The sequence below is a fragment of the Peribacillus sp. Bi96 genome, assembly GCF_918698115.1.
GTDB lineage: Bacteria > Bacillota > Bacilli > Bacillales > DSM-1321 > Peribacillus.
The window spans coordinates 20,698-43,925 of sequence record NZ_CAKKLV010000005.1; the positions used below are offsets into that span (position 1 = coordinate 20,698).

26 protein-coding genes are annotated in these 23,228 nt (G+C 42.5%); 5 read left to right on the forward strand and 21 right to left on the reverse strand.

Going from position 1 to position 23,228, the window contains the following annotated elements:
• Positions 1-188 precede the first annotated feature (188 nt).
• From LQ203_RS08250 to LQ203_RS08255, 3 genes are all read right to left on the reverse strand, one after another.
• A complete protein-coding gene (locus tag LQ203_RS08250; RefSeq protein ID WP_230157123.1) occupies positions 189-1,115 on the reverse strand; it encodes a cation diffusion facilitator family transporter in 927 nt (308 codons plus the stop codon).
• A gap of 196 nt (positions 1,116-1,311) precedes the next feature.
• A complete protein-coding gene (locus LQ203_RS27475) occupies positions 1,312-1,446 on the reverse strand; it encodes a hypothetical protein (protein WP_290370544.1) in 135 nt (44 codons plus the stop codon).
• 98 nt (positions 1,447-1,544) lie between these two features.
• Positions 1,545-2,288, reverse strand: a complete 744-nt coding sequence (locus tag LQ203_RS08255; protein WP_230157125.1) for a metallophosphoesterase family protein — start codon at positions 2,286-2,288, stop codon at positions 1,545-1,547.
• 216 nt (positions 2,289-2,504) lie between these two features.
• Between LQ203_RS08255 and LQ203_RS08260 the strand changes: the two genes are divergently transcribed.
• Entirely contained in the window at positions 2,505-2,639 is a 135-nt protein-coding gene (locus tag LQ203_RS08260; RefSeq protein WP_230157127.1) for a YjcZ family sporulation protein, read from the forward strand.
• A gap of 357 nt (positions 2,640-2,996) precedes the next feature.
• On the opposite strand, the gene LQ203_RS08265 is transcribed toward LQ203_RS08260, so the two are convergent.
• The gene (locus tag LQ203_RS08265; protein WP_230157129.1) at positions 2,997-3,962 is read right to left on the reverse strand and encodes a DUF561 domain-containing protein; all 966 of its coding nucleotides are present in this window, start codon (positions 3,960-3,962) and stop codon (positions 2,997-2,999) included.
• Positions 3,963-4,042: 80 nt separating this feature from the next.
• On the opposite strand from LQ203_RS08265, the gene LQ203_RS08270 reads away from it, so the two are divergent.
• A complete protein-coding gene (locus LQ203_RS08270; RefSeq protein ID WP_230157130.1) occupies positions 4,043-4,555 on the forward strand; it encodes a gamma carbonic anhydrase family protein in 513 nt (170 codons plus the stop codon).
• Between the two features lie 92 nt (positions 4,556-4,647).
• Here LQ203_RS08270 and paaX read toward each other — a convergent pair whose 3' ends face one another.
• From paaX to paaK, 14 genes are all read right to left on the reverse strand, one after another.
• Positions 4,648-5,529, reverse strand: coding sequence for a phenylacetic acid degradation operon negative regulatory protein PaaX (paaX, locus tag LQ203_RS08275; RefSeq protein WP_230157415.1), 882 nt, complete (start codon positions 5,527-5,529; stop codon positions 4,648-4,650).
• Positions 5,530-5,610: 81 nt separating this feature from the next.
• Complete coding sequence (locus tag LQ203_RS08280; RefSeq protein WP_230157131.1) at positions 5,611-6,387, reverse strand: enoyl-CoA hydratase-related protein; 777 nt, start codon at positions 6,385-6,387, stop codon at positions 5,611-5,613.
• 40 nt (positions 6,388-6,427) lie between these two features.
• A complete protein-coding gene (locus tag LQ203_RS08285; protein WP_230157132.1) occupies positions 6,428-7,636 on the reverse strand; it encodes an acetyl-CoA C-acyltransferase in 1,209 nt (402 codons plus the stop codon).
• Entirely contained in the window at positions 7,633-8,505 is an 873-nt protein-coding gene (locus LQ203_RS08290) for a 3-hydroxyacyl-CoA dehydrogenase (RefSeq protein WP_230157133.1), read from the reverse strand. Before LQ203_RS08290 ends, LQ203_RS08285 begins: the two co-directional genes overlap by 4 nt.
• 120 nt (positions 8,506-8,625) lie before the next feature.
• Entirely contained in the window at positions 8,626-10,143 is a 1,518-nt protein-coding gene (locus LQ203_RS08295) for an aldehyde dehydrogenase family protein (RefSeq protein ID WP_230157134.1), read from the reverse strand.
• 22 nt (positions 10,144-10,165) lie between these two features.
• The gene (locus LQ203_RS08300; protein WP_230157135.1) at positions 10,166-10,939 is read right to left on the reverse strand and encodes an enoyl-CoA hydratase-related protein; all 774 of its coding nucleotides are present in this window, start codon (positions 10,937-10,939) and stop codon (positions 10,166-10,168) included.
• 10 nt (positions 10,940-10,949) lie between these two features.
• A complete protein-coding gene (locus tag LQ203_RS08305; RefSeq protein WP_230157137.1) occupies positions 10,950-11,726 on the reverse strand; it encodes an enoyl-CoA hydratase-related protein in 777 nt (258 codons plus the stop codon).
• Entirely contained in the window at positions 11,723-12,028 is a 306-nt protein-coding gene (locus tag LQ203_RS08310) for an EthD family reductase (protein ID WP_098372584.1), read from the reverse strand. Before LQ203_RS08310 ends, LQ203_RS08305 begins: the two co-directional genes overlap by 4 nt.
• 20 nt (positions 12,029-12,048) lie before the next feature.
• Complete coding sequence (paaD, locus tag LQ203_RS08315; RefSeq protein ID WP_230157139.1) at positions 12,049-12,546, reverse strand: 1,2-phenylacetyl-CoA epoxidase subunit PaaD; 498 nt, start codon at positions 12,544-12,546, stop codon at positions 12,049-12,051.
• 26 nt (positions 12,547-12,572) lie between these two features.
• Positions 12,573-13,373 (reverse strand): 1,2-phenylacetyl-CoA epoxidase subunit PaaC, encoded by an 801-nt coding sequence (gene paaC, locus LQ203_RS08320; protein WP_230157141.1) that lies wholly within the window; start codon positions 13,371-13,373, stop codon positions 12,573-12,575.
• Positions 13,363-13,722: a 1,2-phenylacetyl-CoA epoxidase subunit PaaB gene (gene paaB, locus LQ203_RS08325; RefSeq protein ID WP_230157143.1), complete on the reverse strand. Its 360-nt coding sequence runs from the start codon at positions 13,720-13,722 to the stop codon at positions 13,363-13,365. Before paaB ends, paaC begins: the two co-directional genes overlap by 11 nt.
• An 18-nt stretch (positions 13,723-13,740) precedes the next feature.
• Positions 13,741-14,697: a 1,2-phenylacetyl-CoA epoxidase subunit PaaA gene (gene paaA, locus LQ203_RS08330; RefSeq protein ID WP_230157146.1), complete on the reverse strand. Its 957-nt coding sequence runs from the start codon at positions 14,695-14,697 to the stop codon at positions 13,741-13,743.
• A gap of 129 nt (positions 14,698-14,826) precedes the next feature.
• A complete protein-coding gene (locus tag LQ203_RS08335; RefSeq protein ID WP_230157147.1) occupies positions 14,827-15,057 on the reverse strand; it encodes a ferredoxin in 231 nt (76 codons plus the stop codon).
• 114 nt (positions 15,058-15,171) lie between these two features.
• Positions 15,172-16,500, reverse strand: a complete 1,329-nt coding sequence (gene paaK, locus LQ203_RS08340; protein ID WP_230157148.1) for a phenylacetate--CoA ligase PaaK — start codon at positions 16,498-16,500, stop codon at positions 15,172-15,174.
• 257 nt (positions 16,501-16,757) lie between these two features.
• On the opposite strand from paaK, the gene LQ203_RS08345 reads away from it, so the two are divergent.
• From LQ203_RS08345 to LQ203_RS08355, 3 genes are read left to right on the forward strand one after another with little or no spacing between them, the layout of a single operon-like run.
• Positions 16,758-17,111, forward strand: a complete 354-nt coding sequence (locus tag LQ203_RS08345; protein WP_230157149.1) for a DUF485 domain-containing protein — start codon at positions 16,758-16,760, stop codon at positions 17,109-17,111.
• Entirely contained in the window at positions 17,108-18,658 is a 1,551-nt protein-coding gene (locus LQ203_RS08350; RefSeq protein ID WP_230157150.1) for a cation acetate symporter, read from the forward strand. Before LQ203_RS08345 ends, LQ203_RS08350 begins: the two co-directional genes overlap by 4 nt.
• Positions 18,659-18,675: 17 nt before the next feature.
• Entirely contained in the window at positions 18,676-19,122 is a 447-nt protein-coding gene (locus LQ203_RS08355; RefSeq protein ID WP_230157151.1) for a hotdog fold thioesterase, read from the forward strand.
• Positions 19,123-19,289: 167 nt separating this feature from the next.
• Here the strand turns inward: LQ203_RS08355 and LQ203_RS08360 are convergent, their stop codons facing one another.
• From LQ203_RS08360 to allC, 3 genes are read right to left on the reverse strand one after another with little or no spacing between them, the layout of a single operon-like run.
• Positions 19,290-20,669, reverse strand: coding sequence for an allantoinase (locus LQ203_RS08360; protein ID WP_230157153.1), 1,380 nt, complete (start codon positions 20,667-20,669; stop codon positions 19,290-19,292).
• Between the two features lie 32 nt (positions 20,670-20,701).
• The gene (locus tag LQ203_RS08365; RefSeq protein ID WP_230157155.1) at positions 20,702-21,964 is read right to left on the reverse strand and encodes an alanine--glyoxylate aminotransferase family protein; all 1,263 of its coding nucleotides are present in this window, start codon (positions 21,962-21,964) and stop codon (positions 20,702-20,704) included.
• A 15-nt stretch (positions 21,965-21,979) separates the two neighbouring features.
• Positions 21,980-23,224, reverse strand: a complete 1,245-nt coding sequence (gene allC / locus LQ203_RS08370) for an allantoate deiminase (RefSeq protein ID WP_230157157.1) — start codon at positions 23,222-23,224, stop codon at positions 21,980-21,982.
• Positions 23,225-23,228 lie beyond the last annotated feature (4 nt).

The following is a 23,228-nucleotide window of genomic DNA, read 5'->3' on the forward strand; positions in this document are numbered from 1 at the left end:
TGTTCGCAGCAAAATTTGGCCATGATTACCCTTAGTATTTTCCATTAAACTTATTTTGAACGAAGAATCTCGATTCATTTAAACCTTCTAGGAAAAAGTCGTATGGAAACGGGTAAAGCTTGTACAAAACTTATGATTTTCTTGTATACACCCTTAAGAGGCTGGCTCAAGATGGAGCCAGCCTCTTTTCAATTACATGTTTCGTGTGGATTCGGACAGCCCACTTCCTGTCTTTCCACTTGAATCGTGCTATGTTCAATTCCAAACTGATCGTGAAGAAGTTTTTGCGCTTCTGCTAAAACAGAATCGTGGTTGCCGCTTTCATCTATGACAACATGACAGCTCATGGACAAAAAACCAGAGGTGATCGTCCAGATATGGAGATCATGGACATCTGATACACTGCCCAATTCCATCAAGGATGTTTTCACGTCATCCATATCGACTTGCTCGGGTGTGCCCTCCATCAAGATATGGAAAGAATCCCTCACTACCCTAAATCCGCTGATAATTATTAAAATCGCAACGATGACACTCGCAATTGGATCTGCCATTCCCCAATCGAAAAAATAAATCAAGAGTGCGGCAGCAATGGCACCCACCGATCCAAGCATATCACCAATGACATGTAAAAAGGCACTCCTTACATTCAAATTGTCTTCCTTATCTCCGCTCATTAAAATCCATGCGGCAATGATATTAACCAGTAAACCAATGATTGAAATCAATAGCATTCCCAGGCTTTGTACCTCAGGGGGATTGATGAACCTTTTAATTGCCTCTATGAAAATGAAAACGGATATCACGATCAAGGTCAATCCATTCAAACAAGCAGCAATGATTTCAAACCGTTTATATCCATACGATTTGGACGATGTCGCTTTTCTTTCACCCAACCTTATCGCTGTATAACTAAGTCCTAAAGCTGCCGCATCGCTAAGCATGTGACCTGCATCCGACAGTAAAGCCAGACTATTTGTCATGAATCCTCCAATAACCTCAACTACCATAAATGTAGTGATTAACAAGAAAGAAGCCAACAACGCTTTTTTATTATTAGAATGATGGTGGTGTCCGTGCCCATGATCATGGGAGTGACCATGATGATGTCCCATGCCATCCCTCCTCTCGGATTTAAAACTTATATATAGTATGGGATATATCCAGAATGGTTTCAAATGATTCACTTCCTGATTTCACTGCTGCAAAGCAAATGTTAAAAAAAGCAAATAAAAGATCCCTTTATAGGAAAACCTTCCTAAAAACAAAAAATAAACACCGCAGACTTTTCCTGCAGCGTTTATTTTTTGTTTATCTTTCTTCTTGCATCGTATCATCGACAATGGCGTGCAGATCTTTATTAAACAATTCATTATTACAGACAAAACTGTGACGTTCCTTCTCTTGTTGCTCTTGAAGATTTCTTTGCTTTTCATGTTCCTTCATGGCCTACCTCCAGCATCATCATGTTTTGCCTATTATCGTATCCCCAGGCATGTACCTTTATGCTGAACATTTCCCCATTTTTATCATTTATAAACGGTTCAGACCTGCTGCCCACCATGGAACGCACGTATAATGAATTCATGCTCAGGAACTTGTAAGCTTTTATAGGATAATAGAAACGATGAATTATCATAGATGACTTGTTCGAGATTCACCTGTATACCGGTATTTTCAATCGTAACGATGGCATAAGGTGCAACTGGTTCACCATTACAGCCAAGAGAACCTGGATTAAGGAATATCGTTCGGTCATTTTTAAAATGATGGATAGGGTGATGATGTCCAAATCCAATTAAATCGTGATGCTGATCTTTAAAAAGTCTTTCTAAGTTATATAAATTCGGTTCGACGATTTTACTAAAAGGGTTATGGCTTATGTGTTCATCCAATTTCTTCGGTTCCATGTGATAATGAGTGAAGTAAACGGAGTGATCATTGATGGTATTCTGTATGGTGCGAGGTAAATTCTCCAGTTTGGCAATGAAATTCCAATGCATTCTTTGCGCTATCCATTCATGATGCTCCTTGACATGAATGTGACCTTCCGGATGCGGCTCCCCGTTAATGATGGCGAGTACAGCTTCATCATGATTTCCAGTTAACATCGATAAATCATTTCTCGAAAATAAAAGTTCAAGGACTTCATTTGTATCCGGGCCTATTCCAACCATATCTCCCAAACAATAGATATGATCGATATCCTCCCTTTGATCAATATCCCTAAGAACAGCATTTAACGCTGAAGCATTACCATGCACATCCGTTATAATGGCAACTTTCATGATTAAGCTCAGCTCCCTTCCCCCATAATCCACAAGGTATATTATAACATTTCAAACGAAATCAAAAAAATATTCGGGCTTATTCCCCTGATTTGTTTAACGCCCATTTTTTATGAATAAGCTAACACTTCGGCCTAGAATACATAGTATGAAGTATTCCCGGTAAAGATGTTTTGCTAGGTATGTAATTCATAATATGTATGAGGAGGAAATTAAATGGGTGGAAATGGTAACGATTGTTGTGGCGGCGGTGGCGGCTGCGGCGGTTTCGATAACGGATTTGCATTACTGATCGTATTATTTATCCTATTAATCATCATTGGATGCAGTTGCGGATTCGGTGGATTCTGATAATGTCAAAAATGAAAAAGGCGCCTGATCATGGCGCCTTCTTTGTTTTTCCATAGTCATTTTCCATTATCAAACTTTTATTACATATAAAATAGGGGTCTTCCATATTGGATCCCGGCACCCCATGATTTCATAAACGATATGTCCCATCGCATCATAACTTCACTCACATTTTTCCATAATTAATCCCATATTGGATATCCAGCTATTTACTGCAGAATTCAGATTGTAAGAAGTATGATAATTAAATGTCCCGAAAAAAGCTTAAGGACGAATTGACCTTAAGCTTTCGATAGTTACCCAAGGGAACAACCTCTGCTAGACATGAACTAATTAAAATCTTGCTACCCTCTGCTCTCAAATCATAAAAGGGGCAGAGAGCCTGCTCAATCCATCCTCCATTTGTTTTTTCGCATCTTTCATCATGCCATCAAGTAATTCCTTGACCGTGGGTATATCGTCAATCAATCCGGCAACCTGGCCGCTGTTCATAAAACCATTGTTAACATCCCCGTTCATTGCACCATTAATATGATGAGCTTCAGAGGTCATTTCACGATAATTCATAGGAGACAGCCCCTGTTTTTCCAAATCCAGGACTTTTTCGGTATATGGTTCCTTCAATACTCTTCTGACCTGACCAACGGATCTGCCCAAAATTACCGTATCATTGCCCATCGCTTCGATTAGTTTCTGTTTATATGATGGATGGAACGGTGCTTCTTGTGTTGCAATCAGCCTGGTTCCTAACTGGACGCCCGAAGCTCCGAGCATCAATGCAGCTGCCAGACCCTGTCCATTGCCGATTCCGCCAGCAGCCAAAACAGGCAGCCTCACATGCTTGCTGATTTGCGGGATGAGTGTAAAGGTGGTCAATTCCAGGTTCGAATTGATGCCGGCAGCTTCAAACCCTTCAGCAACCAACACATCGGCTCCTGCGGCCTGCGCTTTTTGCGCGTGCTTGACCGAAGCAACGATAGCGATCACTTTTATATTCTTTTGTTGCAATTGCGGAATGTAAGGGGCAGAATTTCCAGCTGATAAGGAAACGACTGGTATATCATGCTTCAGGACAAGATTGATTAACTCATCTGTATATGGATTAACGTTTATCGGTATGTTCAACGCGAAATTTTTATCGGTTTTATCTTTGGTTTCAAGAATGATGGCTTCTACCTGTTCAGGATTCATGGTACCGCACCCTATTGTCCCTAAGCCACCTGCATTGGATACTGCAGCTGCTAGACTTGCATTGCTTATGTTCCCCATGCCGCCCTGAATAATAGGATATTTTATCGAAAAAAGTTCACAAATATATTTCACTTTTACCCCTCCCTGTCCATTTAATGTTATACTATATTCATTAGAAAAACAATTCTGACTTTTCAAAAAGGAGCGAGACTATGATTATTCCGTACAATAATAAAAAACCTTCTATTGACGAAACTGTTTTCGTTGCACCTGGTGCTCATTTAATCGGTGATATTTCAATTGGAAAAGAATCGTCCATTTGGTTTAACTCCGTTCTACGCGGTGATGAAGATTCAATCACAATAGGAGAGAAGTGCAGTATTCAAGATAACTCCACCATCCATTTATTTGAAGGTTGCCCTGTTGTCATCGAAGACGAAGTGACGGTTGGTCACAACGTTATCCTACATGGTTGTAAAATAGGCAAACGGTCCATAATCGGTATGGGTTCAACGATATTGGATAATGTAGAAATTGGCGAAGAATGCATCGTCGGAGCAAATACATTGATTGCCGCTGGCAAAAGTATACCTCCCCGTTCGCTAGTTATTGGTTCCCCAGGGCGAGTGGTTCGCAAATTGAATGATAAAGATCTTGAATTGATCCAACTTTCGATTGATACATATGTTCAAAAAGGAAAGGACTTCAAGGGGCTGCTTGATTAATTTTCACACGGAGCATATCCCGTTGACCCTACGTGACTATAATCATGTAAAAAAGAGCTTCGGCCAGTCACTAGTGACTGGCCGAACCTTTTTTACTTAATGATAAGTGGATGATCCTTAGCATCATAGGTTTCATCTTTCCGGCATAAATCATTATTTTCCTGAAATACGCTTTCAAAGAATCGGCTTGCTGGTTCAGCCAAGACTTGATAATACTGGCTGAATAAAAGCGCGGCATGATTCCCGTTCCACTTGGAAGGCAATAGTTCCTTGGGCAAGCCTGGATCGATAAATAAAAACTTACGGTATTCATGCACCAAATTCGTTCGTTCCACAAAGCAATCAGCATCAGACATTTCCCCTCTGCTAATGATGCTTTGGTGCACGATGAATTGTTTGCTGTATTTCTCGATGAATTCTTCATATTTATTTTCGATTTCTTCTAAATGCCAACTCTTCTCAACTAGCGATTGATTTTGTTTGGGACCCTTGTATTCCGAAATGAAAAAATCAACATATTCATTGATATCGTATTTCTCGATCAAGAGTTTGATTTGTTTCTCCAAGTCATTAGGGGAAATCCAGCAACCATTGGAAAAGCTGCCAAATCCACTCCATAATAATTCCTTCCGAAGATCATCCCGTAATTGCCGTTTATCTTCAGGGATCGTGTACATTAAAATGCGCCATTTACCGTCCCAATCATTTGGTTTCATTTTATATATGCGATTGGCCGCTTCATCCATTCGCTGTACACCGCGATCAGTCAAAAAGTAATAGCTTTTATTTCCCTGCTTCTCTGATTGAATCCAGCCTTGTTTGACCATACGGGAAACGGCTACACGTACGCCCTGTTCATTGTGGCCGAATTCCTTTAATAAACGAATTAAACTTCCTATCCAGATTTTATTTCCATAGTTACGGATATAATCACCATAAATCGTAAATATCATGGATTGCGTATTAGTTCCTATATTTCTCACCTCATTCGTTGTTACCATTTTCACACGGACTGCATAAATACTATTATATCTTTTTAAAAAGAAACCGCAATATCATTTACCCGTAAATTGCGTTTTTCTCCGTTCACTAAATGCTTCGAGCGCTTCCAATCTATCTTGAGTCGGAATGGTCAGTTCATAGGCTTTCCCCTCTATGGCCATTCCGGTTTGCAAGTCTGTATTCATTCCCTGGACAATGGCATATTTGGCTTGCTTGACTGCAATCGGCCCATTTTTCATGATCTTTCCTGCCAATTCCTCACAAACTGATAGCAATTCATCCCTCGGAACGACCTTCAATAGGATCCCTAATTGACACGCCTCTTCTGCTGTCAATTTTTTAGCCGTAAAGATTAATTCCTTCGCTTTCATTTCACCTATCAATCTCGGCAACCGCTGTGTACCGCCTGCTCCAGGAATGATGGCCCAGCTAGTTTCAGTGAGCCCCAATGAAACACCATCAGCTGCAATTGCAAAATCACATGACAGCAGCCACTCAAATCCTCCCCCCAATGCGTATCCATTAACGGCAGCTATGGTTGGCTGTGGAAGCCCTGCGATACTATTAAAAACATCGCGAATCAATTTAACGTTCCTTCTTACTTCCGCATCATTCAAAGTCTTTCTTTCCTTCAAATCCGCTCCTGCGCTGAATGCTTTTTCTCCTGCACCCGTGAAAATGACGGCACGGATATCTCCGTCCATATAAACAGCATCAACGACTTCCTGCAGTTCAGAAAGTGTCTCATAGTCGAAGCAATTCAATACGTCCGGTCGATTCACTGTTATATAGCCAATTTGATTATTCACATTATAAATGACGTTAGACATGATTCCTCTCCCCTTTTATAAAAAAAATGGTCAACTACCCTCAATCATTTTCAATATTTTCTATAATGGCTGATATCCCCTGCCCAACACCGACACACATCGTTGCAAGACCATAGCGTACATTTCTCTTTTTCATTTCGTGAACAAGTGTGGTTAAAATACGCGCACCGCTCGCACCGAGTGGATGGCCAAACGCTATCGCCCCGCCATTGACATTCACCTTTTCCTGATCCAGGTTCAATTGGCGGATACACTCCACGGATTGGGAAGCGAATGCTTCATTCAATTCGACTAGCCCAATGTCTTCAATGGATAAATCCGCCCGCTCCAACGCTTTTTTCGTAGCATGAATGGGACCAAGGCCCATAATTGACGGTTCTAAGCCTGCCACCGCCCCTACTACATATTTGGCCAGAGGTTTAACCCCTAGCTCCCGTGCCTTTTCTGCACTCATTAATAGCAACGCAGAGGCGCCATCATTAACACCGGAGGCATTACCGGCCGTTACCGTACCACCTTTAAAAATCGGTTTGAGTTTTCCCAGCTTTTCGATGGTCGTGTCAGGACGAGGGTGTTCATCTTTATCGAAAATGACCTCATTCCCTTTACGGTCCGTATATCGAACAGGTACGATTTCATTAATGAATCGCTCATTTTCCACTGCTATTTTCGCCCTTTGCTGGCTTTGAAACGCGAATTGATCTTGATCTTCCCTTGAAACCGAAAAGCGCTGAGCGACATTTTCAGCTGTTTGGGGCATGGAATCCGCACCATACATTTCTTCAAGTTTCTCATTCGTGAAACGCCAGCCGATCGTTGTATCCTGAAGCTCCATCGAACCCCTTGGGAATTCAATTTCAGGTTTGGCCATGACATATGGCGCCCTTGTCATGCTTTCGGTCCCGCCTGCGATATAAATATCGCCTTCCCCTGCAGCTATGGAACGAGCCGCATACATAACGGCATCAAGCCCTGATCCGCACAAACGATTTATTGTCGTTCCAGACACGTTTACAGGAAGACCAGCTAAAAGTGCGGACATTCTGGCAACATCCCGATTATCCTCACCAGCTTGATTTGCATTTCCGAAGATGACATCTTCAATTTGCTCTGGGGAAAGCTTAGGATTGCGATCTGTCAGCGCCTTGATGACAATTGCACCCAGGTCATCCGGGCGAACACTTTTCAATGCGCCTTTATATCTTCCTATTGGTGTTCTCACGGCATCAACAATCACAACATCCTTCATTTTCTCACCAGCTCCCCATCTTTTGTATAATCGTACACACCTTTACCTGACTTTCGGCCTAGCCTGCCAGCTTTAACATACTGCTCCAGCAGGGGTGCAGGACGGTATTTCTCACCTAGCTTACTATGTAAATATCTTAAATTATTTAAACGGGCATCCAATCCTACCAAATCACCTAGCTCAAATGGTCCCATCGGGTAATTCAACCCTAACTTTATTGCTTTATCAATTTCTTCTGGTGTCCCTAACCCTTCTTGAAGCATAAAGAACGCTTCATTACCTACCAGACAGCTGATTCTACTGGTAACAAAACCAGGAAATTCGTTGATGACCACTGTCTCTTTCCCCATTTTTTCAGCCACCTCTTTTATTATGGCTGCCGTTTCATCACTTGTTTCAAGACCGCGTACTATTTCCACGAGTGGCATCTTTTGGACAGGGTTGAAAAAATGCATGGCAATCGTTTTTTCAGGACGTTTTCCATATGAACCAATTTCTGTCGGACTCATAGTGGAAGTATTAGTTGCAAAGTAACAGCCTTCTTTTGCATGCTCTTCAATTGTTTCGAAAACGGCTTTCTTAATTTCTGCCTTTTCCGGAACAGCCTCTATGATTAAATCGGCATATGCTGCTGATTCTTTCAAATTGGAGGAATACGAAAGTCTGCTTTTTGCAGTAGCCGCTTCCTCCTGGGTGATTTTTTGGTAGCGCATACCCTTTTCAAAAATGGTATCGATCTCTTTTTTTGCACTTTCCAATGCTTCTTGATTCACGTCCACCAATATTACGTCAAAGCCTCCTGTTGCCCCTACATAGGCAATTCCCCTGCCCATGACACCAGATCCTACAATTACTAGATTTCTAATCATTCAAATCATTCCTCCTTCAAAATAAATAGGGCTGGCTACAATGAATCAGATCAGCATTCATCCCAAACCTGAATTACTTTTCCGACAGATCGTTTTGCCAGCACCCTATTTTATGTTTTTTTAGATACCAAAAGGATTTAAGGGACGGCTTCCATAATAGGAAATGATGCTTTTCGTTTCTGTATAAAGATCAAGTGTCTCAATACAAAGTTCCCTGCCGAATCCTGACTGTTTATACCCTCCGAAAGGTGTACCAGGAAATGCGGAGAATGGACAGTTCACCATGACGATTCCCGCTTCGATTTGGTTGGCAACCCGAGTCGCACGCCCGCCATCCTTTGTCCAAAGTGCTGAGCCCAAGCCAAATTCTGTATCATTCGCAAGTCTAATGGCTTCTTTTTCATCTTTGAATTTCATGATGACAACAACCGGTCCGAATATTTCCTCTTTAACGACATTCATTTCATGATTCACATTGGCAATGACTGTCGGCTCATACCAATAACCGTTTTCAAAGCCTTCTATAGTCGCCGGCTTTCCTCCAGTCAGGATATCCGCTCCATCAGCAATGGCAGATCGGACATAATTGTCGATGACATCCAATTGCCCTTGATCTATGACTGCACCGACATGTGTTTCTTTATCGAGCGGATTGCCCAATTTCAATTTCTTCGTTTTTTCTACGAATCTAGTAACGAATTCCTCGTAAATGTCCTCGTGTACGTATAAACGGGATCTTGCTTCGCAAGATTGTCCAGTATTGTAGAATATTCCATATAAGGATCCATCTATTGCTGCTTCAAGGTCAGCATCTTCAAAGACAATATTAGGAGACTTTCCGCCAAGCTCCAATGTTACCCTTTTTAATGTTTGAGAAGCTTTGCCCATGAGATCCCTGCCGATTGGCGTAGAACCTGTGAAGGCTACCTTATTCACTTTAGGATGTTCGACAAGGTAATTCCCTACGTCAGATCCAGGACCTGGAATGATATTGACCACTCCGGAAGGCACACCTGCTTCTAAACAGATTTCCCCTAATACGATGGCAGTCAGCGGCGTTAAAGAGGCTGGCTTAACAATGACCGAACAGCCAACTGCAATGGCAGGTGCAATTTTCCAGGCCGCCATCATCATTGGATAATTCCAAGGAATGATTTGCGCACAAACACCCACAGGCTCTTTCTCCGTATAGTTATGGAATTGACCAGGTACATTATTGACAGATCCACGGTGTCCAACTAAAGCACCTGCATAAAATTCGAAATCCTCTATTGCCTGCATGACTTGGCCTTGCGCTGCAGAAATGGATTTGCCGCTATTCAGTACTTCCAATTCAACCAATTCATTGAAGCGTGAACGCATGATCGCTGCAATCTTGTTCAATACACGGGACCGTTTATTGATCGGAGTTTTCTTCCATTTTCCATTATCAAATGCTTCACGAGCAGCTTGAACGGCTCTTTCTGCATCTTCCTTAGTGGCCTTTGCAACCTTGGCAATGATTTCACCAGTCGCAGGATTGTATGCATCAATAGTGGATCCATTAGAGCTTTCCACTCTTTCTCCATTAATGATCAGGTGATAATAATCACGTTTCGTTTCCGCTTTTTCAAATGCTGACTCTTGAACTTTAACCATGTAATCCCACTCCCCTTTTATATTACTTGCCTATGAATTGAGCTTTTCTTTTTTCCGTGAATGCTGCCACACCTTCAGCATAATCCATCGTTAACCCAGCAATTCGCTGACCCTCCGCTTCTTCTTTTAAGTATTCTTCCAATGAAAGGTGATAGGATGCCTCTAAGTATCTTTTGATTAAGCCGATTGCTTTCGTTGGTTTGTTTGCGAGATTCTCTGCAAAGGCTTTCAATTCCTCGTCCCATGCTTCCACACTGATCACTTTTGTAGCGATCCCGATATGTTTCGCCTCGCTAGCCGTAACCTTTTCCCCTAATAAAGATAATTCCAAGGCTTTCGCATGACCGACAATCCGCGAAAGGTAATACAGATTTCCTGAATCAGGAATCAATCCGATATTGACAAAGGCATTTATAAAACTGGCTTTTTCAGAAACAAGCCGGAAATCGCATGCCAGTGCAAGGCTGAAACCGGCCCCTGCAGCCACCCCATTGACCGCTGCGATGATCGGTTTTTCACAGCTTGCTATTTGCTGCATCATGGGACCGTAATTTTCACGCAGCAATTGACCTAAATTCATGCTATCATCCAAATCCGATAAATCTTGTCCCGAGCAAAAGGCCCTTCCTTCCCCTGTGATGATAATGGCCCGCACTTCATCGGACCCCGCAGATGTTTTGATCGCTTTTTGTATTTCTTTATTCATTTGGGAAGTAAAGGCATTAAGTTTATCAGGACGGTTCAAAGTAAGCCAAGCCACTCCGTTTTCAACCCTATAAGTGATCGTTTCGTACATAGAGCACTCCTTATCCGCCTGTGAATTTAGGCTTTCTTTTTTCAATAAATGCTTTCATTCCTTCTTTTTGGTCTTCTGATGCAAAAAGAATATAGAAGTTCTTCCGTTCAAATTGCATACCCTCATATAAGGAAAGATCAACGGCTTTATTGACGGATTCTTTAATCAGCCTTACAGCTAACGGAGGTTGCTTTGCTATCTTTCTAGCAAAATCAACCGATTCCTCCATTAACAATTCAGGAGCAACGATCTTATTGATGAAACCGTATTGCAAAGCTGTCTTAGCATTGATCCTTTCAGCTGACAATATCCATTCAAGCGCCTTCATTTTGCCTACCAATTTCGTCAGCCTCTGCGTTCCGCCTGCACCAGGCATGACTCCTAGAGTCACTTCCGGAAAGGAAAACTGGGTGTCGCTGGCGGCAATCAAGAAATCGCAGGATAAAGCAAGTTCAAAACCACCACCGAATACAAAACTTTTCACCGCACCAATCACAGGCTTCTTAACTAAGCTTATTCGATCCCAATCGGCAAATTGGTTCGTTAACTCCAGATTGATTGGATTGTCGTTAGCCATTTCGTCAATATCAGCTCCAGCAGAAAATGCTTTTCCATTGCCCGTCAGCAAAATCACCTTCACTTGTGGGTCGAGGTCGAATGCCTCCATGGATGTAACGATTTCCCTGACCATTTTCCTGTTAAGCGCATTCAATTGCTTCGGCCGATTTAAAAAGATATAACCAATGCCGTCCTCGATAGACGTTTCAATGAATTGAAGCGCATTCATTTTATTTCTTCGCCGATCATCATCGTTACAAGTTTTCCCGCAAAGCCCATTAAGTCTTTCCCTGATGCTTTGCCTTCTGGAGAACGCATTCCTTTTTGCAGTGCATCATGGTCTTCATAATACATTTCACATAGAATGTGATACTCAGAGTCTTTGCCCATCGGTGTCCCGACTATTTTAGTGACCTCCATTTTTTGAAGACCAGGAATTTTTTCCGTTATCGGACCATGTACATTGAAGTAGTGCTCATCGAATTCTTCCTTGTTTTCAGGTTGTTTATAAAGGGCGATTAGTTTTACCATTTTAGAAAACCTCCATTTTATTAGATCATTTTTATCATCGGTTTCATCGCTTCGAACGGATTTTTACACGATTTGCAATATAAAATGCTGCGGCAAGCCGTTGGACCGAATATATTTTCCATCGTGACATAAGTTGATTCACAATACGGGCAATCCACATGCCAGGATCCATCTTTTTTCATTTGACGAGGAGGAGGGGAGATTCCGAAAAGCTTCAGTCCAGCTTTCCCCTTTTCCGTAATTCGATCGGATGTCCAGGAAGGGGAGCGTAAAAATTCAACGCTGACATTTTTTACGGCAGGATGCTGTTTAATGGCAGTTTCCACATTTTTCTGAATGATCGACAATGCCGGGCACCCAAGAAAAGTCGGCAGCATCTTCACCAAAACGTCTTGGCCCGAAACCGTCACGTTTTCAACCATCCCTAAATCCAGAATACTGACTGTATCGATTTCGGGATCTTTTACGTCTTCCAGGAGCTTATATATTTCTTTTGTGTTCAACAGTACGGTCGACATGATACCCCTCCCCTTTTTCTAGTGTTTCACCATGAAGCTGCTTTATCGCTTGCATACACTTCGCTTAACGTTTCCAGTGCCTTTTCCAAATCTTCCGTATGCTTGCCATTTCGTCCATCACCTTTAGCCATTCTTATTTCAAAGGTTGTTGCTAAACCTACACTTTCAAAAATGGGGGAAACAGCCTCAATCCATTTCTTTTGTAAGTCAGCTTCGCCTTCAATCAGTCCAAGCTCCACCATTTCTTCTCCGTATTGCCCAAGTGAAAAAACGCCAGCGAAATCCTGCAATGTTTTCTCGATCGCTGCTTTCATTCTCGAAACCGCTTCTTCGTGACCGGAACCCAGCAATTGGACGAACCACATTTTCCAGTGCATCAAATGATAGTAAAGTTCCATCTGTACCTTTTGTGCCACTTCTGCAAGCGGTTCATATGAACTTGTATGAAGGGATTGAAGCTTAATCGCTTTTGCTTGGGTATAAAAATAATTCCGCACCACTGCAAAAGCCCAATCATATTCAGGATCTTTCATATAGTATCCAGGACCATTGACCACTTCCAGGATAATTGCATTACGCCGCTCCTTCGCTGGTCGATCGTGGGCCAGCTGATCTGCATTCCCTACGCCGATCTCTTCCAATAATTTATAATATATCGCTGCATGCCCCATCGTATCTTGGGCGATCGAGGAGGATGCAACATCTTCTTCAATATGCGGAGCGAGTCCCAGCCATTCCGCGCCACGATACGAATGGATAAAATCATCGTCCGCCAAGTGAAGCAGCAATTCCTTGATTGCGATGTCCTTCAATGAATCATTCCCCATTTTTCACGCCTCCTGCCCAAGACATTATCTCTTTTTCATCGAGCATTTCCTGCTCATACTTCCGCCATTTTTTCTTTAGGTATCCATATCCTTTTGTAGTCCTGTAATCTTTATTATCCAAACGTTGAAGCGTTTTCTTTTCCTCGGCCGTCATTTTCCGTATATTCTGTCTTTTGACCACCCAGATATCATCTACAGCTTCACGTCTCATGAAATTTTCTTGTGCCATCATGATGGCGATATCCTCATTAGGGGCCAGCAGGCTAAAATGATATTGAACGGGTGAGGTTTGTGTTTTACGGCTAAATACTTCAAATTCTTCAAAGTAAGTTTTTTGTCTAGTTTCCATATAGTCCTTCCCCCTCCCTTAGATGACTTTCGGCGCTAACGCTTCGCGCACCCATTTATTATTTTCATATGAAATTCTTCGAAGGCTTAAGCGCTCCTGTGAAAGGGGCCCTTCATTTCTTGCGTACACCTTCAATTTCCCCCAGTCGGGCTGTTGGTAAATCCAGGTTTCCGATTCTTTATCAAACCGAAGTGTTTCATCGGGAATGGTATAGCCGAGTGAAAGAATCCGCTTCACATATTTAGAAAAGAAAGCTTGGCGAAGCTCTTCATTGGTACTTGTTCTGATCCTGTATTTGATCGTTACATCCTGTTTGGAAGAGCCCACTTCTTTCTTACTCGGAGGTCCAAAAAAGAGTAACAAGGATTCCCACCAATAATTGATGGAGTCTTGAACCAATTTCCTTTGTTCTTCCGTACCTTCAGCCAAAGCCATGATGATCGCTTCACCATGCTGAGCGTGAAAAACTTCTTCCGCGCAAATCCTAAGTAGCGCACGGGCATAAGGTCCGTATGAAGCGCCAAGCATGTTCGTTTGGGAAATGATCGCTGCCCCATCAACCAACCAGCCAATCAATCCTGCATCTCCCCAAGTTTTTGCTTCCATATGGAAAACATTATGAAACTTTAAATCTCCTTTAAATAAATCTTGCATAAGGTCATCCCGTTTTTTGTTATAAGGCTTTAGCAAATCCTCCGCGACTCGAAGCAATAATTGTCCATGCCCCATTTCATCCTGCACCTTTGCCATGATTCCAAGTTTTCTATTTAAGGTCGGAGCTTTAGGTACCCATTCCTTTTCTGGAAGCGCCCCCATGATTTCGCTTATGCCATGCATTGAAATTAATTTGATGAGGGTTCCTCGGTAATCTTCAGGCATCCAATCATCCGCTTCTATCTTTTCTCCAGCCTCGATTCTGGCAATAAATTGATTTAGCTTTTCTTGTTCTGCCATATCATTTAAAAGAACGTTCATCCAAAACACCTCTTATTCGATTATATATAACGTTTATATAACGTTATTATATTTTATTGTTATATTAAATGCAACACTATTCTGTCTTTTTACTAAACAAAAGGAAAATATCGGAATTGGACCAGTCTTTTATTCAACTAATACGTTAAACGGCGACGATTCCACCTTGATGGACTCTGTTGGGCAGCCCTCCAGTGCATCATCCAAGTCATCAAATAAATCTTCCTCGACTTCTGCGGTTCCTTCATTTTCATCCAGTATGACGAATGCGACTCCCTCATCATTGTAATCAAAGATTTCCGGCGCAGCGGCACCGCAAGCAATGCAAGTTTCTTGATCCACAATTGCATATTTAGCCATGATGCCTTACTCCTTATCTCTATTTCATTAATTCTTTCTTTGTTTTCCTACCGTCCAATTATGGTAACGTCACTGCATTTTCTTGTTCATACACCCGTTTACCCACTGCCCCATTCATACGCTAATGATTTCATCATTCCGTTTATCCACGACACGAATGGCTTTTCCTTCTGAACGCGGAATGCTTTTTGGAATGTTAACAACAATATCCATCGTTACAAGACATGTGGATTTCATATGATGTTGAATCGTTTTCTTTAATTTCTCTACTTTTATATGTGCTAAGTCATCTTCAATCTCTTTGTAGAAACCGCTTTCAAATTCTATATGCAGTTCAACACTATCCATATTCCCCTTCTTGATGAGGTGAATCTGGTAATGAGGAACAATTCCCTCCATTTGGAATAACACACGCTCAATTTCAGATGGAAATACATTCACTCCCCTGACTATGATCATATCATCCGTTCTGCCTTTAACACGGGACATTCTTGTTGTGGTACGTCCGCATGTACATGGTTCATGGGTAATCGAGGCAATATCGCCTGTACGATAACGAATGATTGGAAGCGCTTCCTTCGTAAGGCTTGTAAAGACAAGTTCCCCATCCTCGCCGTCCTCAACTGGTTCAAGCGTATCCGGATTAATGACTTCAACAAGGAAATGGTCTTCTGCGATATGCAGTCCATTCTGTGCTTCATGACATTCTATTGCAACTCCTGGCCCCATGATTTCACTTAATCCATAAATATCGACTGCTTTCAAATTCAGTTTCTTCTCTAACGTAGCCCTCATTTCCTCTGACCACGGCTCAGCTCCGAAAATCCCATACTCAAGCCCATTATTGGCTGGATCAAGCCCCATCTCTTCCATCTTTTCTGCAATATTCAATATATAAGAAGGGGTTCCACAAATCCCACGCGGTTTAAAATCATTGATGATCGTAATCTGGCGATCGGTATTCCCCCCTGAAATAGGAACAGTGGCAACCCCTAACTTTTCTGCACCGCAATGGAGGCCCAGTCCACCTGTAAACAGACCATATCCGTATGCGTTATGGAATATATCTGACTTGCGTCCTCCAGCAGCCACGATTCCACGTGCGACGATCGTTGCCCAGTTTTCCAAATCGTTTTTCGTATACCCGACAATGGTAGGCTTCCCGCTTGTTCCGGATGAACCATGAATGCGTGTTACATCTTCCATTGGGACGGCAAATAAACCGAACGGATACTGGTCACGAAGAGTCTGTTTTTTTGTAAATGGAAGCTTTGATACATCGCTTAAAGTTTGAATATCCTCTGGATCAATGCCCAATTCTTCAAACTTTTCTCTGTAATAAGGTACATTTTCGTATACATGGCTAATCGTTTTTTTTAGTCGTGCCGTTTGAAGACTTTCCATTTCAGCGCGGCTTGCCGTTTCAACTTCAGGATTGTACATTGTTTCAGCCCCCTCAATTTAGCTAGTGTTCCATCCGACTTCTCTTTCATAACGATATTAAAACGGAATTTAAATATATTGTTATGCTTCATTTTTAAGATTAATACGTCATTTTAACGATGTCAATCATGTTTTATATAATTTTACAAAACTTTTTTAATTTACATAATTTTCTGACTATGTTACTTTAACAATGATATATCATATTTCTTAGTACTCGTTTTAAAACCGTACTACAATTAAAAAGGGGGCTTATTATGGAATCACCGGTTAAAATGGGTCATTCAGCTGAAAATCATGACAACGAAACTAAGTATCGTCAATTAATTGAGACAGATGAGTTCAAGGATTTACTTCAAAAGAAAAAAGCTTTCATCGTACCTGTTACTCTATTCTTTCTTGCTTTTTATTTTGTTCTGCCAATATTAGCTGCTTATACGGATGTTTTGAAAGGTGAAGCTTTTTTCAATATGACTTGGGCATGGGTATACGCACTACTCCAATTTGCTGTCGTATGGATCGGGGGAATTGTTTATATAAAAAAATCGGCTAAATATGACACAATGGCTAAAAACATTTTGAATAAATATCAGGAGGAGCTTGGCAAATGAGCATGTTATCCCTTACGCTTTTTTTAGGAATCATTTTGTTGACGCTTACAATAACCTATTATTCTTCGAAGAAAACGAAAAATGCCAGTGATTTTTATACTGCCGGCGGCGGATTGACTGCATGGCAAAATGGATTGGCCGTGGCCGGTGACTTTATGTCAGCCGCTTCTTTCCTAGGGATTACTGGTGCGATTGCCCTGATTGGTTTTGATGGCTTTTATATGAGCATCGGGAACCTTGTAGCATTCCTTGTCTTATTGTATCTTGTTTCGGAACCACTTCGTAACTTAGGGAAATATACGTTGGCAGACATGATTTCAGCGCGTTTCAAATCGAAAAAAGTGCGCGGGATAGCTGCCGCAAACACATTGGTCATTTCAATTTTCTACATGATTGCACAGCTTGTTGGTGCAGGAGGATTAATTAAACTATTACTCGGCATCGATTACTGGCTATCCGTCCTTCTAGTTGGTGTATTGATGACGATTTATGTAATTTTCGGTGGAATGAGAGCGACAAGCTGGGTGCAGATCACCAAAGCTGTTCTTTTACTATGCGGTTCCGCTGTTTTGACGTTCATTGTATTTTCCCGTTTTAATTTTAACATTTCAGAAATGTTCCATCATGTTCAAACCGCAACACCTCTTGGTAATGATTTTTTGAATCCTGGCAATAAATACACCGATGGACTTGACATGATTTCATTTAATATGTCGCTTGTCCTTGGAGCAGCAGGCCTTCCACATTTGCTCGTTCGCTTCTTTACAGTGAAGGACGCAGCTACTGCCAGGAAATCCGTCGTATATTCCACTTGGTTTATTGGAATATTTTTCATCATGACGATTTTCCTAGGTTTCGGGGCTGCTGCTTTTGTTGGTTTTGATAGAATTGTTGAAGCAAACTCGGCCGGGAACATGGCCGCTCCACTTCTTGCATTAACAGTGGGCGGTGAGTTCTTATTCGCCTTCGTTTCTGCTGTGGCATTTGCGACGATTTTAGCGGTTGTATCCGGTCTTGTTTTAACGTCTGCATCCGCTTTTGCACATGACATATATGGCGAAATCATCAAAGACGGAAACATTACGGAAAAACAGCAAATTCTTGTTGCCCGTTTGGCCTCAATAAGCGTAGCGGTCATTTCGATTTTACTCGCTTTATTTGCACAATCGTTGAATGTCGCCTTCCTTTCTGTTCTTGCACTAGGAATAGCTGCCAGTGCCAATTTGCCGATCATCCTATGTACAATATATTGGAAACGATTCAACTCAACCGGAGCGATCACCGGAATGCTATTCGGGTTAATCAGCTCCCTTATACTGGTCATGCTCAGTCCTAATGTATGGAATCCTGAGCCTGGAATGGGTATTTTCACAGGAGATCCCCTCTTCACGATGAGCAACCCGACTATTTTCACCGTGCCTCTTGGCTTTATCGGAGCCTATTTAGGCACAGTCTTGACAAAGCCAAAAGATGAGGAGAACAAGTTTTCGGAAGTACTCTTCAAATCTAACACAGGATATGGAATAAGTTCTGCAAAAGACCATTAAAGGAAGGAAGGTTTCAAATGACCACTCAATTAGATCAGGATATTCATGAATTGCATTACGATAAAATCAAGCAAGTGCTGGTGGACGAACCATATGCGTCATTTCTCGGAATGAAGTTGACGAAACTCGGTCCCGGCACCGCGGAAGCTGAATTGATTCCTAGTGACCACATGCTCAATGCTCACGGAACGGTTCATGGTGCGATTATCTTCTCACTTGCTGATTATGTGTTTGCAGCTGCCAGCAATTCATATGGTAAAATAGCAGTCGGTGTTTCCAACAACATTAACTTCATATCAGCTGGCAAGCCTGGTGAGACTTTAACTGCAAGGGCAAATGAGATAAAGAAAAACCATAAACTTGCTTGGTATAAAATAGAAGTTGTAAATGATAGGGAACTGATTGCAACGATGGAAGCGATGGTTTTCAGGAAAAATCACTATTTTGTTGACCACGTCGAATAAGTAATCTTCGAACCGGACAAGGCCAATGACTTGTCCGGTTCTTTTTCACTTGATCGAAAAGGCCATAGTTAGGAACCGTCAAGCAGATAAAGGGGGGATTCCCGATTTGGAATCCCCCCTTTCCTGATACTTCATCACTACCGAATCCTAAAGTGAAAACGTTCTTCCTAGTTATTGACCGCTATACAGGAGTCAATCACTTTCAACCACTCCCCCTGCACCCCTTCACTTATTGCATCAGCCTGATACACCATTTTTCCTCTATTAAAAGTAGCGTTGATTTGACAAGGAAAGGTATGGCCCATATATATGCTTTGCTTATGTTTCGCGAAAAAATTCGAATCCAAAACTTCATGCACCCCATTCAGGGAAACAATCGCAAGGTCTGCATCCATTCCATTCTTAATTTGCCCTTTTCTAGAAGAGAGGCCAAATCGTTCAGCAGGGGCCGATGCAGTCCACTCTGCGACTTTGTGAAGCGGGATTCCGTGCAGTACTGCCAATTCTATCATCGACATCAACGAAAATTGCCCCCCGCTTATTCCGCCCCACGCTTCAAAAAGATTATTTGCAGCAGGGTCTTTAAGTTCATAAGGACATGGTGAGTGGTCAGAAGAAATCATATCGAATTTCCCTTCCATTAAACAGGCAATCAATCTCTCCTGTTCTTCACGTTCCCTTAGTGGGGGAGCACATTTTGCAACTGCGCCTTTATCGAATAGATCTCCATGATTGAATAATAAATAGTGTGGACACGTTTCAACGGTCACATCCAGACCCCGTCGTTTGGCTGATTCTATTTTTTCAATGGCCAAGCCACTGCTAATATGGACAAAGTGCAGTGGACAGCCTGTTAACTCTGCATATGTAATGGCACGTTCAACAGCCTCCGCTTCTGCTTGTACAGGTCTTGTAGCTGCATAATCATCTGCACTGAATAGACCATCCTTCTCTTTTTCCTGCTTCAACCATTGAGTGATCGGATCACTTTCCGCATGAAGGGCCAATACCTTCCCCAAATCTGCGATTCGCTTCATTCCATGTAAAAGGGTGAAGTCATCCGCCCGTTCAAACTCATCATTTCCCGTAGCTGAGAGAAAGGCTTTAAATCCGATGACTCCAGATTTGGCCAGCGCCTCTAAATCATCGATATTTCCCGGGACCAACCCTCCCCATAATCCAAAATCTATTACTGATTTCCTTTCACCTATCTCACCTTTTTCAAGGAGTGCCTTTCGATCGATCGTTGAAGGGATGCCATTCAACGGCATATCGAAATATGTGGTGCAACCGCCCGCTGCCATCATTTGGGATCCCGTTTCAAAGCCTTCCCAATGAGCGCGGCCAGGTTCACTAAAATGTACATGGACATCAATCATACCCGGAAAGATATGCAGTCCACTCGCTTCATACTCCTCTTTCGCTTTACCATCCAGACGATCCCCGATCTTAACAATCACTCCATCTCGGATTGCCAGATCAGCCTTCTTCACTTCATCTGGAAAAACTACATACCCGTCGCGGATAATCAGATCATATATCTCCATACAGACCACTCCTCCAAAATAGTTTTATAAAATCAAAGAGAACCCCTGGATGCAACCACGTTCCCCGTCTTACCCACATAAACATCAAGCGCAGCCTGCAAAGCTTCTCCCCGATTCACATTGAAGCCCTGCCGCAAAAGGACGGCTTCCAAGGAGCCCAACACAAAGAGGATGTTTTCTTTCCTACAACTGAAACCCATGGTTCCTATTCTCCATATTTTCCCATGAAGCGGACCGAACGAGGATGCGATTTCGATACTGAATTCATTCAACAGCATCGCTCTTACAGCTTCCCCATCGATTCCTTCTGGAATTTCGATGCAAGTTACACATGGTAGTTTATTTTGCACATCCCCGAATAACGTCAGTCCCATCGCCTTGACCCCTTCCACGAGTGCTGCTTCGTGGAGTTCGTGACGGACAAAGCGCGTTTCCAGACCTTCTTCAAGCACAAGGCGCAATCCTTCACGCAACGCATATATCATTGAAGTCGCTTCGGTATGGTGATTCAAACGGCGCGGTCCCCAATAATCCTGCAACATCCCTAAATCGAAATAATTGCTTGTGATGGGAAGGCGGCCTGAAAATTTTTGGTTGTCCTCATCGGTAGCAATACCACGCTCTACCTTTTTGCGGGACTGGATGATTTCCTCTATCCGATCATTATATGTGATCGGTGCCATGCCCGAAGGAATGGACAAGCATTTTTGCGTCCCGCCTATCAATCCATCAATACACCATTCGTCCACCTTTACATCCGTTCCCCCGATTGACGCTACCGCATCCACCACAAGCAGGACACCCAATTCACGGCAAGCCAACCCGATTTCCTTCAATGGCTGCATACAACCAGTGGAAGTTTCCCCATGTACGATTGCTGTTATTTTAGGTGAGACTTTCTTTATTTCCGCAATGACAGCTTGCGGATCGAACACTTCTCCCCAAGGACATTCGATCGTATGGACTTCCGCTCCGTATCGCTCACAAATCTCCACCAATAAATGACCGAATCTTCCAAAGATAGGGACCAGGACTTTATCTCCAGGTTCAATGATGCTGCAAAGAATCGCCTCATTCCCGGACCTTGATGTGCCATCTATCGGGAATGCCCACTTATTTTTCGTTTGAAAAACCAAACGCAGCATTTCCATCACTTCATTCATGATGGTCGTGAATGCAGGATCGAATTGTCCTAATATCGGTGTGCTCATGGCCCTTAAAACACGCGGGTCCACTTCGACTGGACCTGGCGTCATAATCGTTCTCACTGGTGTATTCAATTCTGAATATGCCATTTTACCCAACTCCTTTTAATAGGCTAATTTATATAGTACTTCGCTTAAAACATCGATTCCCCTTTCCAAATCCGGAACACTCGTAAACTCCTTGGGCGAGTGGCTTATTCCGCCCTGACTTGGAACGAACAGCAGACACGTCGGGCAAAACGACCCAAACACCTGTGCATCATGCCCCGCTCCGCTGACCATGTCCTGATATGGTGTATTTTTATCTTCCGCAATCTTTTGGACCAGGCGATTCATTTCCATATCCAGTGCAACAGGTTTGACATCCATCCATTGTAAAATCTCCATCTGCATTTCCGCTTCTTTCGCCAAGGAATCAAAAGTCGAAAAGATTTCCTGACAAAACTTATCAAGAATCACTTCTTCGTGATGCCTGATATCCAGACTGAACTCCACTTCACCAGCAATGACATTCGGAACATTAGGTTTAACATCCATCCTGCCTACCGTCGCAACTAAATCCGGATCCATCCTCTTCGCTTTTTTCGTTAAGAAGGAAATGAATTCCGAAGCTGCACTCACTGCATCCTTCCGGTATGACATGGGAGTGGTGCCCGCATGATCGCTTTCACCAACGATTTTTACCGTAAAACGTCGCTGCCCGACAATATGGCTGACGACACCAATTGTATTCTGGTTCTTTTCAAGAACTGCCCCCTGTTCTATATGAATTTCGACGAACCGGTCGATATCATCACGGACAGGCCTTATATATGCTTCAGGTTCAAATCCCGATTTTTTCATGGCTTCCAAAAAAGAAATTCCCTCTGTATCTTTTAGATCCCTTACATGATCAAGATCATAGATACCTTGGATATTCCTCGACCCCCAGAACGTTAATGGAAATCTACTCCCTTCTTCTTCACAAAAGGAAACGACTTCAATTGTCTTCCTTGGCGGGCCATAGGCTTTATACAACCTCTTGACCGCAAGGAAACTAGCAATGACCCCATATGCTCCATCATATTTCCCCCCATTCCTGACCGTATCGATATGAGAGCCGGTTAGGATGGTTCCGCCGGAGGAGCCCGTTCCCTCGAGCCTGCCAAACAAGTTACCTACACTATCAAAATATGTATCCAGATTTTCCTTTTCCATCTCGGCTTTCATTGCCTGTTGAGCCCTCAACCATTCCTTGGAATATAATAAACGGGTTACCCCATTGCTCTCCGTAGCCCCGAAAGATGCTAACCATTCGATCATCAAAGCTACATCATCTTTTTCATTGAATTTTTCGATTTGAATGCCCATCACA